The 12874-nt window shown below is 73.9% G+C and carries 15 protein-coding genes and 1 riboswitch; of the genes, 11 read left to right on the plus strand and 4 right to left on the minus strand.

The annotated features are described in order from the left end of the window. Positions 1–6: 6 nt before the first annotated feature. Positions 7–1134 carry an LLM class flavin-dependent oxidoreductase gene (locus tag BMY04_RS14085; RefSeq protein WP_091181931.1) on the minus strand — a complete coding sequence of 376 codons (1128 nt, stop codon included), beginning with the start codon at positions 1132–1134 and terminating at the stop codon, positions 7–9. Positions 1135–1367: 233 nt separating this feature from the next. After that, a riboswitch (SAM riboswitch) is annotated at positions 1368–1482 on the minus strand. A 192-nt stretch (positions 1483–1674) separates the two neighbouring features. Between BMY04_RS14085 and BMY04_RS14090 the strand changes: the two genes are divergently transcribed. From BMY04_RS14090 to BMY04_RS14100, 3 genes are all read left to right on the plus strand, one after another. Next, positions 1675–2391 (plus strand): TolB-like translocation protein, encoded by a 717-nt coding sequence (locus BMY04_RS14090; protein ID WP_139209866.1) that lies wholly within the window; start codon positions 1675–1677, stop codon positions 2389–2391. A 141-nt stretch (positions 2392–2532) separates the two neighbouring features. Next, complete coding sequence (locus BMY04_RS14095) at positions 2533–2733, plus strand: TolB-like translocation protein (RefSeq protein ID WP_091181938.1); 201 nt, start codon at positions 2533–2535, stop codon at positions 2731–2733. 107 nt (positions 2734–2840) lie between these two features. After that, positions 2841–3617 (plus strand): SDR family NAD(P)-dependent oxidoreductase, encoded by a 777-nt coding sequence (locus tag BMY04_RS14100; protein ID WP_091181943.1) that lies wholly within the window; start codon positions 2841–2843, stop codon positions 3615–3617. Positions 3618–3629: 12 nt separating this feature from the next. Here BMY04_RS14100 and BMY04_RS14105 read toward each other — a convergent pair whose 3' ends face one another. Beyond that, the gene (locus tag BMY04_RS14105; RefSeq protein WP_091181946.1) at positions 3630–4169 is read right to left on the minus strand and encodes a TetR/AcrR family transcriptional regulator; all 540 of its coding nucleotides are present in this window, start codon (positions 4167–4169) and stop codon (positions 3630–3632) included. Between the two features lie 131 nt (positions 4170–4300). On the opposite strand from BMY04_RS14105, the gene BMY04_RS14110 reads away from it, so the two are divergent. Beyond that, positions 4301–4801 (plus strand): DUF3291 domain-containing protein, encoded by a 501-nt coding sequence (locus BMY04_RS14110; RefSeq protein ID WP_091181950.1) that lies wholly within the window; start codon positions 4301–4303, stop codon positions 4799–4801. Between the two features lies 1 nt (position 4802). On the opposite strand, the gene BMY04_RS14115 is transcribed toward BMY04_RS14110, so the two are convergent. Continuing rightward, positions 4803–5393 (minus strand): TetR/AcrR family transcriptional regulator, encoded by a 591-nt coding sequence (locus tag BMY04_RS14115; protein ID WP_091181954.1) that lies wholly within the window; start codon positions 5391–5393, stop codon positions 4803–4805. A 61-nt stretch (positions 5394–5454) separates the two neighbouring features. On the opposite strand from BMY04_RS14115, the gene BMY04_RS14120 reads away from it, so the two are divergent. Together BMY04_RS14120 and BMY04_RS14125 are read left to right on the plus strand one after the other, a co-directional pair. Beyond that, the gene (locus BMY04_RS14120) at positions 5455–6345 is read left to right on the plus strand and encodes an oxidoreductase (RefSeq protein ID WP_091181957.1); all 891 of its coding nucleotides are present in this window, start codon (positions 5455–5457) and stop codon (positions 6343–6345) included. Positions 6346–6389: 44 nt separating this feature from the next. Next, positions 6390–6941: a hypothetical protein gene (locus BMY04_RS14125; protein WP_139209867.1), complete on the plus strand. Its 552-nt coding sequence runs from the start codon at positions 6390–6392 to the stop codon at positions 6939–6941. An 86-nt stretch (positions 6942–7027) separates the two neighbouring features. Here the strand turns inward: BMY04_RS14125 and BMY04_RS14130 are convergent, their stop codons facing one another. Then, a complete protein-coding gene (locus BMY04_RS14130; protein WP_198410170.1) occupies positions 7028–7738 on the minus strand; it encodes a DUF2461 domain-containing protein in 711 nt (236 codons plus the stop codon). A gap of 363 nt (positions 7739–8101) precedes the next feature. Here BMY04_RS14130 and BMY04_RS14135 point away from each other — a divergent pair, with 363 nt between their 5' ends. From BMY04_RS14135 to BMY04_RS14155, 5 genes are all read left to right on the plus strand, one after another. Then, positions 8102–8875, plus strand: coding sequence for an SDR family NAD(P)-dependent oxidoreductase (locus BMY04_RS14135; protein ID WP_091181965.1), 774 nt, complete (start codon positions 8102–8104; stop codon positions 8873–8875). A 123-nt stretch (positions 8876–8998) separates the two neighbouring features. Next, positions 8999–9574: a TasA family protein gene (locus BMY04_RS14140; protein WP_198410171.1), complete on the plus strand. Its 576-nt coding sequence runs from the start codon at positions 8999–9001 to the stop codon at positions 9572–9574. Between the two features lie 2 nt (positions 9575–9576). After that, positions 9577–11028: a LamG-like jellyroll fold domain-containing protein gene (locus tag BMY04_RS14145; protein WP_091181971.1), complete on the plus strand. Its 1452-nt coding sequence runs from the start codon at positions 9577–9579 to the stop codon at positions 11026–11028. Between the two features lie 314 nt (positions 11029–11342). Continuing rightward, entirely contained in the window at positions 11343–11996 is a 654-nt protein-coding gene (locus BMY04_RS14150) for a hypothetical protein (protein WP_091181974.1), read from the plus strand. A 224-nt stretch (positions 11997–12220) separates the two neighbouring features. Next, positions 12221–12859 (plus strand): hypothetical protein, encoded by a 639-nt coding sequence (locus tag BMY04_RS14155; protein ID WP_198410172.1) that lies wholly within the window; start codon positions 12221–12223, stop codon positions 12857–12859. The last annotated feature ends 15 nt before the right edge of the window (positions 12860–12874 follow it).

The following is a 12874-nucleotide window of genomic DNA, read 5'->3' on the forward strand; positions in this document are numbered from 1 at the left end:
GCCTCCTCAGGCCGCCGACGCCGACGCGCTGGACGACGCGCTGGGGCGGGCCGCGTCGCGGCGGGCCACCTCGGCGCGGACGAGCGGGATGACCGTGTCGCCGAACTCCACGGCGTCGGCGAGGGTGTCGTAGCCGCGTGCGGAGATGATGTCGACGCCGAGGTCGACGTAGGCGAGCAGCGCCTCCGCGACCTGCTCGGGCGTGCCGACGAGGGCGTTGGAGTTGCCGGCGCCGCCGGTGGCCTTCGCGGTGCCCGAGTAGAGGATCGTGTCGTGCCGGTCGCCGCGGTCGGCGATGGCCAGCAGCCGCTGCGAGCCGGTGTTCTGCGGAGCGCCCGGGCCGCGGCGGCGGTCGGTGCCCGGCACCCCCTTGCGGGCCTCGATCTGGCGCACGATCCCCTCGGCCTTGGCCCACGCCTCGTCGGGGGTCGCTCCCAGGATCGGTCGGAACGCCACCTGGATCCGCGGCGGCGTCGTGCGGCCCGCGGCCAGCGCCTCCCGACGGACCCGGTCGATCTGCTCACGCGTGTCCGCCAGCGGTTCGCCCCACAGGCAGAAGATGTCGGCCTCGGCCGTCCCCACCGCGTACGCCGCGTCGGACGACCCGCCGAAGCTGATGTCGGGCCGCGGCTGCTGCACCGGGAAGACGTCGGCGACGAAGTCCTCGAAGGAGTAGACCTCGCCGGAGTAGTCGAAGGACTCGTGGCGCGTCCAAGCCTCCTTGAGGATCTGGATGTACTCCCGGGTGCGGGTGTAGCGGGCGTCCTTGGGCAGCCGGTCGCCCTCGCGGGCCTGCTCGTGGTCGCTGCCGCCGGTGATGACGTGGACCGTCGTCCGGCCCGCCGAGATGTGGTCGAGCGTGGCCAGCGTCTTGGCCGCGAACGTCGGGACGGAGACGTTCGGTCGGTGCGCGACCAGCAGCTTCAACGAGTCGGTGGCCGTCGCGATGAGGGCCGCCGCCTGCGCCGGATCGGGCGAGCCGGAGCCGTACGCGGTCAGCACCCGGTCCCAGCCGTGGTCCTGGTGGGCGCGGGCCAGCTCGACGGTGTACCGCGGGTCGAAGCTGCCGCCCGAGCGCGGGTGCGTCTCCGAGCCGTCGTTCGTGGCGCCGATGCCGAGGAACTCGATGGGCATGTGCGTGTCCTCCTGAGGTCGCCGCGGCGACGTCGGGTCGTGGGTACGGGGTGGAGAGAGATCGAGCAGGAGGGCCGTCCCGGCAGGCACGGCCAGGGCGCGTCAGGCCGTGGCGGCCCGGCACGCGCCGGCACAGAAGCCGGCGTCGCGCCGCCGTCCGTGCCGCGTGGCGGTGAGGGAACCTGCTGGGTGCATCGGGGACACCTGTCCGTCGTCCAGGGCCTCCGGTCGGAGACCCGCGCTTACGGGGAGGTCCACCCTCTCCGTCCGGTCGTCACCTGGGGCACCCCACCGCGGAGCGAGGGTTGCCGATCAGCCAGCCAGGGCTTGTCGCTGATGCTCGTGACCTGTCTGCGACGCTACCGCCGAGCCCGCCGCGAGTCAAACCCGGTAGGGATACTAGGGAAGCGTGTCGGGGGTTCTGCCCGCCGGCTCCGTCGCTGGCGTCGCGACCGGCGTCCGACCTGCATCGCGATCGGCTGGGCAGGTCCCCACAAAGCTGGGATGGGCACCGCCGCCGCGCGCCAGCAGGCTCGAGCCATGACCACCACAGCGCTCCGCCCCACCGCACCTCACGCCCCTGAGCCCACCGGCCGCCGGGTCCTCCGGCTCCACCGCTCGCACGTCCTCCGCGGCGCCGGTGCGGCCCTCGCCCTGGCCGCCCTCGGCCTCACCGCCTGGACCGGGGCCCGACCGGCCAGCGCCAGCCCGGTGCTCCCGGCGGCGACCACCGGCACGTCCGGATCGATCGTCTACATCCGCTACGACAACGTCTACGTCGCGCGGGGCGACGGCAGCGCGCCGCGCCGCATCACCAGCGACGGCACCAAGACCTCGCCGTACCACTCGCCCTCGGAGTCCGACAGCGGGACGATCGCGGTCGCCCACGGGACGGTGATCGTGCGGATGACCCAGGCCGGGACGGTGCTCAACCGGATCGACCCGCCCGCCCTGCGCAACAGCGCCGGCGAGTCGATGGACGGAGCGGTGAACGACGTCGCGATCTCCCCCGACGGCACCAAGATCGCCTGGTCGTTCGTGCAGTACAACTGCCCGGTCGGGACCAGCTGCTCGGCGCGCACGGCCACCGGCTACACCAGCTCCACGAGGTACGCGAGCGTCGGGCGGTCCACCTACTACCGGGCCGCGTCCTGGGTGTCGAACAGCCGGACGCTGCAGACCGGTGGGTACGGGTCGCAGGTCATGCTGCACGACCTGAGCGGCACCGCGAAGCACTGGTTCGACGACCGCGACTAGGCCAGCCCCGACACCGACCTCGCCGACGGCGAGCTCTCGAGGGACGGGAGGTGGCTGGCCGAGGTCCGCGGCTACGGGGCCAGCTCGACGATCATCTGGTACCGGGTCAGCGGCGACGCCCGCACCGGCAACCCGCCGGCCGTGCCGGCCTACACGTGCCTCACGGGCGCCGAGGCCCAGCACGCGAGCCCCACCTGGTCGCCCGACTCGACCGCCCTCGCGTGGGCGGGCAAGGACGGCGTCTGGATCAAGCGCAACGCGGCCAGCTGCTCCGCCGACCAGCCCAGGCTGGTCATCGCCGGCGCCTCCTTCCCCGACTGGTCACCCGCCACCCTGCGGTGACCTCATCCGCACCTCGGGTGGGAACCGACCGCGTACGTCGCGAGACGTACGCGGTCGTCGCCCTGCGACGGACGACACGCACAGCCGGCCGGCACGAGGCTGGGGCCATGACGACGACGCACCCCGTCGAGGGCACCGCCACGAGCGCCCCGCTGGTCCTGGTGACGGGCAGCACCCGGGGCATCGGGCTCGGGACCGCGGCGCACCTGGTGCGCGGAGGCAGCCGCGTGGTGGTGCACGGGCGCGACCGGGCGCGGGTCGACGCAGCCCGGGCGTCGGCGGACGGCGGGCCCGGGACGATCGTGGGCGGCGTGGTCGCCGACCTCACGCAGCCCGACCAGGTGGCCGAGCTGGCCGCCGAGGTCGTGACGAGGTGGGGCGTGCCGGACGGCCTGGTGCTCAGCGCGGGTGGCAGCGTCGTCCCGCCCGGCCCCGTCGAGGACCTGGACCCGGCCGACTGGGAACGGGCCCTCCGCGACAACCTGACCTCGGCCTTCCTGACGCTCCGGGCGTTCCTGCCGGCGATGAAGGCGCGCGGCAGCGGCGCGGTGGTCGCGGTGTCGTCGTCCGCGGCCCGCCGCCCGAGCGCCTTCTCGCCGGTCGCGTACACCGCGGCGAAGGGAGGCCTCGAGGCCCTGGTGCGCTGCGTCGCCCAGCAGGCCGGTCCGTACGGCGTGCGCGCGAACTGCGTGGCCCCCGAGACGATCATGACCGAGCGCAACGAGCAGGCGATCCCGCAGGACGTCCGTGAGCGGCTGGTCGCCCAGCACCCGATCCGTCGGCTCGGGACGGTCGACGACGTGGCTGCGGCGGTGGCGTTCCTGCTGTCGCCCGCCGCGGGCTGGACCACCGGCGAGGCGGTCGGCGTCACCGGCGGCGCGTGACGAGGCAGGCGGTCAGGACTCGGGGCGCAGCCCCGCGAGCACGACGCCGAGGATCGGCCGCCGGTGCTCCACGGTTCCGTTGATCTTGGCGACCGCCATGATCAGGTCGAGCACCTGGTCAAGATCGAGATCGTCGCGGACCTCGCCCGCCTCCTGCGCGGCGGCGAGCAGCGGCTGGACCGCCGAGGTCAGGCGGCGCCGCGTGCTGATCTTGAGCCCCGCCGGGTCGGCGCCCTCGAGGACCAGCAGGTCGAGCACGACCGGACGCTTGGTGGTGACGTAGGCGAAGAAGCGCCGCAGCCAGTCGGCGAGGCGCTCGCCCGGGCTACCGGCCTGGACCGTCGCCGCGGTGGCGCAGAGCTCGTCGACCTCGTCGAGCAGAAGGGCCTGGAGCAGCGCCTCGCGCGAGGGGAAGTTCCGGTACAGCGTCGCCGCCCCCACCCCGGAACGCCGGACGACCTCCGCCATCGACGTCGCGACCCCAGAGTCGGCGAAGGCGGCCCGGGCCGCGTCGAGGACCCGCTGCCGGTTCAGCGCCGCGTCAGCGCGCACGACCGACCTCCTCGAACGTTCCGGCGCAGGTGGAGAGGGTGTCCGCTACGATCTGAAGACCCTCTCCGGTTCGGTGCCAGCGTACCGGTGCGGGGACGACCGACGCACCCAGAGCGACCAGGAAGCGACCCATGAGCGCCATCGCCCTCTACACCTTCGGCCTGCTGGACCCGGCGGTCGAGCCGACGAGGCTGGCCGACTTCGTCCGCCGCGGGGGCGACATCATGGCCTCCGCCGACGGCGCCGACGGCTATCTGGGGCGCGCGCACCGGGCGGACGGCGGCGCCGAGACGCACGCCGAGGGCGAGGACCACGGCCCGTGGGGCGCCTACGCGCTCCCGGACCTCGGCGACTTCGCCGGTCACGACCGCCAGGTCCACATCGCCACCCTCAGCCTGTGGCGCGACCTGTCGAGCGCGCGCACCTTCGTCTACGACGGCCTGCACCGCGACGCCCTGCGCCACCGCCGCGACTGGTTCCTTCAGGGGTCGTGGCCCGGCCACGTCCTGTGGCCCGTCGCCGACGGCGCCGTCCCCCGCTGGTCGGACGGCGTGACCCGGTACGAGGCGATGGCGCGCGAGGGCGAGTCGGCCGACCGCTTCACCTTCGGCTCCCGGCGTTACGCCGCCTGAGTCAGGACGGCCCCAGCAGCGCCGCCACGAGGATGCCCGTCCCGTCCTCGACGAGTTCCGCCGCAGTTCCGGGGCTGATGCGACCCGAACCGACCAGGCTGGCCGCGCCCTGGACGACCGTGGCGAACAGCAGGCCGAAGCGCTGCCGGGCCGCCGCGTCGGAGGCGACGTCCGGCCGGTCGGCCTCGAGCACCTCGTCGAAGGTCGCGAACAGCCGACCGGCGGCGTCCCCGACGGCGACCGAGCGCGCCTCGCCCTTGGCCGCGAACATCAGCTCCATGAGCGCCGGCTGCTGCACGGCGAAGTCGAGGTACGCCCGGGCCACGCGGCGTACGCGGCCCTCGAAGGTGCCGCCCTCCGCGGCCGCCGCACGCACCAGCGCCGCGAGCCGTTCGAAGCCGCGCACCGCGAGCGCGTCGAGCAGCGCCTGGCGGTCGACGAAGTGGCTCCGCGGGGCGCCGTGGCTGACCCCCGACCGGCGCGCCAGGTCGCGGAGCGACAGCGCCTCGACGCCGCCCTCGGCGAGCACGGTCTCGGCGTGGTCGAGCAGCTCGGACCGCAGGTTCCCGTGGTGGAACGGCCGCTCGACCATGCGGGTGATCCTACGCAAAGTAGACGTTGACTAGTAACTAGTCACTGACTACATTGGTGGCATGACCTTCTCGCTCCCTCTTCCCGACCTGCACGACCGCACGTTCGTCGTCACCGGCGCCACCAGCGGGATCGGGCAGGCGACCGCGGCCGCGCTGGCCGGCGCCGGCGCCCACGTGGTCCTGGCCGTCCGCGACGCCGCCAAGGGCGAGCGGGTCGCTGCCACCCTCGGCGGCGACACCGAGGTGCGCGCGCTCGACCTCGCCGACCTGTCGTCGGTCCGTTCCTTCGCCGCCGGCTGGGACTTCCCGATCGATGTCCTGATCAACAACGCCGGCGTCTCGGTGCCCGAGCGGCGCGTCAGCGCCGACGGCTACGAGCTCCAGCTCGCGACCAACCACCTCGGGCCGTTCGCCCTCACTAACCTGCTCCTGCCGCACGTGACCGGTCGCGTGGTCACCCTGGCCTCGCTGGCGGAGCGGGCCGCACGCCTCGACCTCGACGACCTGCAGCGGGAGCGCACCCCCTACAAGGAGTTCGGTGTCTACGCCGGCACCAAGCTCGCGAACCTGCTCTTCACCGCGGAGCTGCAGCGCCGGCTCCACGCCGTGGGCTCGCCCGTCCGGGCCATGGCGGCGCACCCCGGGTTCGTGAGCACGAACATCGGCCAGGAAGGTGGGCCGGTGGCGCGGGCGATGACGCGCCTGCTCGCCCAGAGCCCGGCCGACGGCGCCCTACCCGTCCTGCACGCCGCGCTCGCCGACCTACCCGGGGACAGCTTCAGCGGGCCGCAGCACCTCCTTCACATGCGCGGTGGCGCCGAGGTCATCGCGCGCTCCGGCAAGGCCAAGGACGCCGCCGTCGCCGCACGCCTGTGGAGCCTGTCGGAGGAGCTCACCGGCACGCGCTTCCCGCTCGGCGCCACCGAGGAGACCGCGGCCCCGGAGGTCTGAGCCGTACGGGCACGGCGACGGCCGCCGGGTGCGATGCTGCTGCCGTGCAGACCGGGCGTACGCGGCGCCGGTCCGCCTGGCTCCGCTGGGGACTCGTGTGCGGCGTCTACGCCGGGCTGCTCGTGGTGGCCGAGCTGGTGCTCTACGGCGCCTTCCGCCTCGGGGTGGTCTCCTCGTTCAGCGTCTGGCGGGCCCCGGCGCAGCTGCTGCCGACCTGGCTGCTGCTCGGATGGTGGGGCGCACGGCAGGCCGGACGGCCGGTGGTCGCCTGCTCGCTGAGGGCCGCGGCGCAGCCGGACCAGCAGCCCCGCCCCTGGCGGAGCGGTCAGGGACGGCTCGCGGCCGGCCTCCTGACCTTCACCCGCGGTGCCGTCGGTGGGACCGTCCCGGTGCCGCCCGGTCCGGACGAGACGCTGCGGGTCGAGGCGGTCGACCTCGTCCGACCCCCGTCGCTCGACGGGGTCTTCTGGGCCTTGCGGTCCGTGGTCGTCGCACTGCGCGGCCCCGACGGGGACCACGAGCTCAAGATCGCGGCCCAGGACGTCGACAAGGTGCGGACGCTCCTCGTCCCGTCGGTGGGGCCTTCGGGACGCTGAGGCCGGACCGGATCGATCCCACCCGCTTCGACCCTGAACGGTGCGCGCCTGGACCCGAGGCAGGATCACGGCTGCCGCCGGAGCGCTCAGGGCCTCCGGCCCGGACGCGGCTCGGGGTGCTCGGGCGGGCCGACGTGCCGGGCGCACCAGTCGTTCAAGGGCAGGGCCGCGGTCCAGGTCTCGACGACGACGTCGCGCAGCCGGCTGGTGGACCACCAGCCGGACGGTTCCCAGGACCGGCCGACGGTCAGGCTGCGCCGGCGCAGCAGGTCGATGCGCGGGTGGTCGCGCCGGTAGCCCCGCGGAGCCGTCTTCACCGGGTCCCCGTCCGCGAGGTGCAGCCCGCCCCGCTCGGCCTCGACGACGACGGCGTCGAGCTCGACCGCCGGCAGCCCGGCGTCCACGGCCCGCCGGAAGCGGCGCAGCTGGTCGGGAGTCGGGGCGTACAGCCCGGCCGCGAGCAGGAGCTCGTCGGCGCTGATCTGCAGGTAGAGCGCGGTGCCGCCCTCGGCTGCCACGGCCAGCGAGGCGTGCTCGCTGTAGGGCCGCTTGTCCGCGCTGAAGCGGACGTCACGGTGAGGGCGGAAGACCTTGACCTCTCCGAAGCGGGGCGCCAGGTCCGCAGCCAGCGCTTCGAGCGGCGCCCGCACCCCCGCCTCGTACGCCTGCCGGTGCGCCTGCCAGTAGGTGCGGCTGTTGTCCGCGGCGAGCCCCTCGAAGAAGTCCACGAGGTCCGGTCCGAAGCCGGTGAAGGCCGCACCGGCCTTCAGCGACGCGGAGGCCGCCGGTGTCACCACGGCGCGGGGCCCGTCAGCTCGACCAGGCCGTCGACGTCGCGCAAGCACAAGGCGACCGTCGCCCCGACGCCGGCGACCCGGACCATGAACCCGTCCAGCCTCGCCATCTCCGCCTCCGTCCTCCTCGGTCCCCGCTCCGCCGGAACGCAGCGCGGGCCTCCCGGCCAGGGAACACCTCGGCGGGTGTTCCGCCGCCCGGCGTGCGGTCGATGCACCGACGACCCCGCCGCCCGCCGGCTCGGGCCCCGTACGGCGCATCGGACGGTGGGCGCCCGGCGCCGCCGGCTCCTGCTGTGCGAGGGTCGAGGGCCCAGCAGGACCACCCCATCGGCGTCGCCCCTCGACGCGGCAGGAGATGCACCCGTGACCAGGATCTTGGTGACCGGCTCGAGCGACGGCATCGGGCGGCAGACCGCCCTCGAGCTCGTCCGTGACGGCCACGAGGTCGTCCTGCACGCCCGCAACGACGAGCGTGCGCGCCAGGCCCGCGAGGCGGTCCCGGGGGCGGCGGCGGTCGTGGTGGGCGACCTGTCCTCCCTCGCCCAGACCCGCGCGCTCGCCGAGGCCGCGAACGAGGCCGGACCGTACGACGCCGTCATCCACAACGCCGGCGTCGGCGGCGGCGGGGACCGCGTGGTGACCGAGGACGGGTACGAGCGCATCTTCGCCGTCAACGTGCTCGCCCCCTACGTGCTGACGTGCCTGATGCCCGTGCCGGCACGGCTCGTCTACCTCACCTCGGGCCTGCAGGCGCAGGGCGAGGTGCACCTCGAGGACCTGCAGTTCGAGCAGCGGACCTGGGACGGCATGCAGGCCTACTCCGACTCCAAGCTCTGGGACGTCGCGCTGGCCTTCGCGGTCGCGCGCCTCCACCCCGCGACGCTCAGCAACGCCGTCGACCCGGGCTGGATCAAGACCCGCATGGGCGGCCCCGGGGCCACCGAGGAGCTCCCGGCCGGTGCCGAGACCCAGGTCTGGCTGGCGACCTCCGACGATCCCGCCGCGACCGTCGGCGGCCGCTACCTCAACCGGCGCCGCGAGCTGGCCGCCAACCCGGCGGCGCTCGAGGTCGAGGTGCAGGAGCAGCTCCTCGAGGTCGCCGGCCGCCTGACGGGGGTGCAGCTGCCCCGGGGCTGAGGCTTGCCGCCGCGAGCACCGGCCACGCAGGCGTCGCTCCGCTATCCTCGCTGCAGCCGCGGGGGCGGCCGTTCGTGCACGCCGTCCTCTGGAGCCTTGATGAGACCCCCGTCCGCACGCGCCGTGCGTCGAAGCCGCTGGCTGGTCTGGCCCGTCGCCGCACTGGTGACCCTCGGCGTGGTCGGCCAGGCCTCGTACGCGGCCTTCAGCACCAAGGTCAGCAACACGGGCAACACCCTCGCGGCCGGAACCGTCACCCTCAGCGACGACGACAGCGGCTCCGCGCTGCTGGCGCTGTCGAACCTCAAGCCGGGCTCGTCGGGCTCGCGGTGCATCGCGGTGACCTCGACCGGGACCCTGCCGTCGGCGGTCAAGCTGTACGCGACCGACGTGGCCACGACGAAGAGCCTGTCGAGCTACATCACCTGGACCGTCACCCAGGGCAGCGGCGGCACCTACAGCTCGTGCAGCGGGTTCAGCGCGGCGAGCTCGGGCGCGTCGGTCTACTCGGGGACGCTCGCGGGCTTCACCACCTCCGCCACGACGTACGCCAGCGGGCTGGGCAGCTGGACGCCCGGCGGCGTCGGCTCCGAGACCCGCACCTTCCAGTTCGGCTACGCCGTCAGCAGCACGATCCCCGACACAGCCCAGGGCGGGACCGCGTCGTTCGGCCTCACCTGGGAGGCGCAGAACAGCTGACCGTGACCGACGCCCCGTTGTGGACCTGGCGACGCCTGGTCGCGGTCACCCTCGCGAAGTCGCTGCTGGTCGCCCTCGTCGGGCTCGCCGCCTGGGGCGCGCTGCCCGCACTGATCGGGTGGCACCCGACGACGGTGAGCAGCGGCTCGATGATGCCCCGCCTGCACGTCGGCGACGTCGCGGTGTCCCGCCCGATCAAGGGTCAGGTGCCGCCGCTCAGCAGCGTGCTGCTGTTCGACGACCCCGACCACGCCGGCCGGCTGCGGATGCACCGCCTGGTGCGGATCGACGAGAACGGCCTGCTGGTCACCCGCGGCGACGCCAACCCGGCCGACGACTCGACGCCGGTCACCCTCGCCGCCGTCCACGGCATCGGCACCCTCCGCGTGCCCTGGATCGCCCTGCCGATCGTCTGGCTGCGCGAGGGCCAGTGGCTCTTCGTGGGCCTGACGGCGGCCGCCCTCGGGCTGCTGCTCGTGGTGGCGTCCAGCGGCCGCGACCACGAGTTCGGCGACGACGAGCCGCCCGAGGACCCGCACGCCGGCCCGGCCGGTGGCGACGGCGACGGCGACGACGACGCGCCCGCGGAACCGGCCGCACCCTTCGGCGCCTGGCTGACCGCACGGACGGCCCTGCGCCGGGGCGCGGTGGTCCTGGGCGCCGCGCTGCTGGCGGGTGGCCTCGCGTCGCCGGTGCAGGCAGCGTTCCGCGCGACCACCACGAGCACGGCCTCGCTGACCGCGAGCAGCGCGTACACCTGCGCCAGCGTCGTGACCGCGCTCAAGCCGTACCTCTACTACCGGATGGACGAGACCTCCTCCACGACGACGACCGCGACCGACAGCTCGGGCAACGGCCGCACCGGCCTCTACTCCTCCGGCGACAAGACGTCGACGACCAGCAAGGCCTGCCTCCACGACAGCGGCCGGGCGATGACCTTCGGCGGCACGAGCGGCTACCTCAGCTCGCCGGCGGTGGCCGGCGGGTCGCCCAACACGTTCACCCTCGCGATCTGGTTCCGCACCACGACGACCACGGGCGGCAAGCTGATCGGCTTCGGCAGCGCGCAGACCGGCTCGTCGGGCAACTACGACCGCCACCTCTACCTGACCGACTCCGGACGGGTCTACTTCGGCGTGTACTCCAACGCCAACAAGACCCTCTCGACGACGGCCACCTACAACGACGGGGCCTGGCACCTGGCGGTGGCGACGATGTCGACGGCCGGGATGCGGCTCTACGTCGACGGGCAGCTGCTCGGCGTCGACACCACGACGACGACCGGCGAGCCCGGCACGACCTCGTACGTCCGGGTGGCCTTCGACAACGTGAACTTCTGGGAGAACCGGCCGACCAGCCCCTACTTCAAGGGCACGCTCGACGACGCCGCGTTCTTCGCCACCGCCCTCACCGCGGCCCAGGTGCAGTCGATCTACACCGCGGGCACGACCTGAGCGGCGGGTCGGCCGTTCCGCGGTCCTGAACGGCGCACGCGACGACGGCGACGTCCTGGGCGGAGCCGGACGCCGCCCTCAGGGGCGTGGGCAGAGGGGGTGGCAGCGCTCGTCCTGAGGCGGCCTTGAGGCACTGACAGTTGATGATTCAATCTTGCGGTTGTCTTTGGACATCGTTGTCACTCGTACGCGGCTGGCCTTGAGGTGGTCTCGGCAGAGTTCTTCTCACCGGGCCACAAGGGCCCGGGGAGCAAGCGGGGGCTGGCTCGAACGACACCACTCGAGCACGACCACCACCTCAAGGAGCCCCCGAAATGACCGCCGCCGCCACCACCACCGCCGTTCGTACCGCCGGCCGCCGCCCGTCGCGCAAGGTCGCCACGATCGTGTCCCTGCTCGCGGTGCCCACCGCGCTGGCCGTGTCCGGCCTCGTCGTGGCCCAGTCGTCCTACTCGGCCTACTCCGCGACCACGGTCAACCCGACGAGCAACTGGGCCACCGGCACCGTCGCCCTGACCGACGACGACGCGAACACCGCCGCCTTCACCGCCGCCAACCTCAAGCCCGGCTCCACCGGCAGCCGCTGCATCGTGGTGTCCTCCACCGGCACCCTGCCCGCCAACGTCAAGCTCTACGGCACGGGTGCTGCGTCGACGAAGGCGCTGGCCGACAACATCGACCTCACCGTCACCCAGGGCACCGGCGGCTCCTCCGCGGGCGGCTGCGCGAACTTCACCGCCCTGCCCTCCGGGTCGAGCGTCTACTCCGGCACCCTCGCGAACTTCGGCGCCACCGCCACCGGGTACGGCAGCGGGGTGGGCGGCTGGGCCACCGCGGGTGTCGCGGCCGGTGCGCCGGCGGAGTCGCGGACGTACCAGCTGACGTACACGGTCAAGACCGACGCGCCGAACACGACCCAGGGCGGCACCGCCGCGATCGGCTTCACCTGGGAGGCCCAGAACAGCTGAGCCGCAGCACCACCCGCCCTCGCCCCGGACGTGGTCGACGTGCCGGGGCCGCCGGCGTCTCGGGCTTCGTCCGGCCGACACCTTGCGGAGGTCTTGAGCGAGGTCGAGGCCCGGCTTGAGCCTCTCCCGAGGTGACGGCGCCAGAGTTCAGTCATCAGCCCCTCACGGGGCTGAGGGCCAGCGGGGGCTGGCTCGTCGGAGAACCACCGTCTCGAGGAGCCCCCATGTCCACGACCGCCGTCGCCACCCGCACCGCCGCCGCTCGCGCCGGGCGTCCGTCGCGCACCCTCGCCACCGTCGTGAGCCTCGTCGCCGTCCCGGCCGCGCTCGCCGTCTCCGGCCTGGTCGTCGCCCAGTCGTCGTACTCGGCTTACTCCGCCACCACCTCCCGCCCGCAGAACAACTGGTCGTCGGGCACGGTCGCCCTCACCGACGACGACAGCAACGCGGCCGCCTTCAGCGTGGCCAACGCGCGCCCGGGCGCGACCGGCAGCCGCTGCCTGGTGGTCACGAGCAACGGCAGCCTGCCGTCGGAGGTCCGCATCTACGGCGCGAACGGCACGGGGACCACCAGCCTTGCCGCGTACGTCGACCTGACCATCACGCAGGGCACCGGCGGCTCGTTCGGCTCGTGCGACGGGTTCGCGGCGCTGCCCGACGGCGCGGAGGTCTTCCGCGGCAGCCTCATGACCTTCGGCATGGCGCACACCGGCTACGCCAACGGCGTGGGCGGGTGGAGCCCGGCCGGCACGACGCCCGAGTCGCGCACGTACAAGCTCAGCTACGCGATCTCGCCCGACGCGCCGAACGAGACCATGGGCGGCACCGCCGGCGGCGACATCGTCTTCGAGGCGCAGAGCTGACCGTCCGCCTCCTGA

Source organism: Microlunatus flavus (assembly GCF_900110855.1).
GTDB lineage: Bacteria > Actinomycetota > Actinomycetes > Propionibacteriales > Propionibacteriaceae > Microlunatus > Microlunatus flavus.

Bases quoted from the DNA above. Each gene is read 5' to 3' on its own strand.
- BMY04_RS14155 (WP_198410172.1), top strand. From the start codon at position 12,221: ATGTCCACGACCGCCGTCGCCACCCGCACCGCCGCCGCTCGCGCCGGG.
- BMY04_RS14090 (WP_139209866.1), top strand. From the start codon at position 1,675: ATGACCACCACAGCGCTCCGCCCCACCGCACCTCACGCCCCTGAGCCC.
- BMY04_RS14100 (WP_091181943.1), top strand. From the start codon at position 2,841: ATGACGACGACGCACCCCGTCGAGGGCACCGCCACGAGCGCCCCGCTG.
- BMY04_RS14115 (WP_091181954.1), bottom strand. From the start codon at position 5,393: ATGGTCGAGCGGCCGTTCCACCACGGGAACCTGCGGTCCGAGCTGCTC.
- BMY04_RS14150 (WP_091181974.1), top strand. From the start codon at position 11,343: ATGACCGCCGCCGCCACCACCACCGCCGTTCGTACCGCCGGCCGCCGC.
- BMY04_RS14110 (WP_091181950.1), top strand. From the start codon at position 4,301: ATGAGCGCCATCGCCCTCTACACCTTCGGCCTGCTGGACCCGGCGGTC.
- BMY04_RS14085 (WP_091181931.1), bottom strand. From the start codon at position 1,134: ATGCCCATCGAGTTCCTCGGCATCGGCGCCACGAACGACGGCTCGGAG.
- BMY04_RS14120 (WP_091181957.1), top strand. From the start codon at position 5,455: ATGACCTTCTCGCTCCCTCTTCCCGACCTGCACGACCGCACGTTCGTC.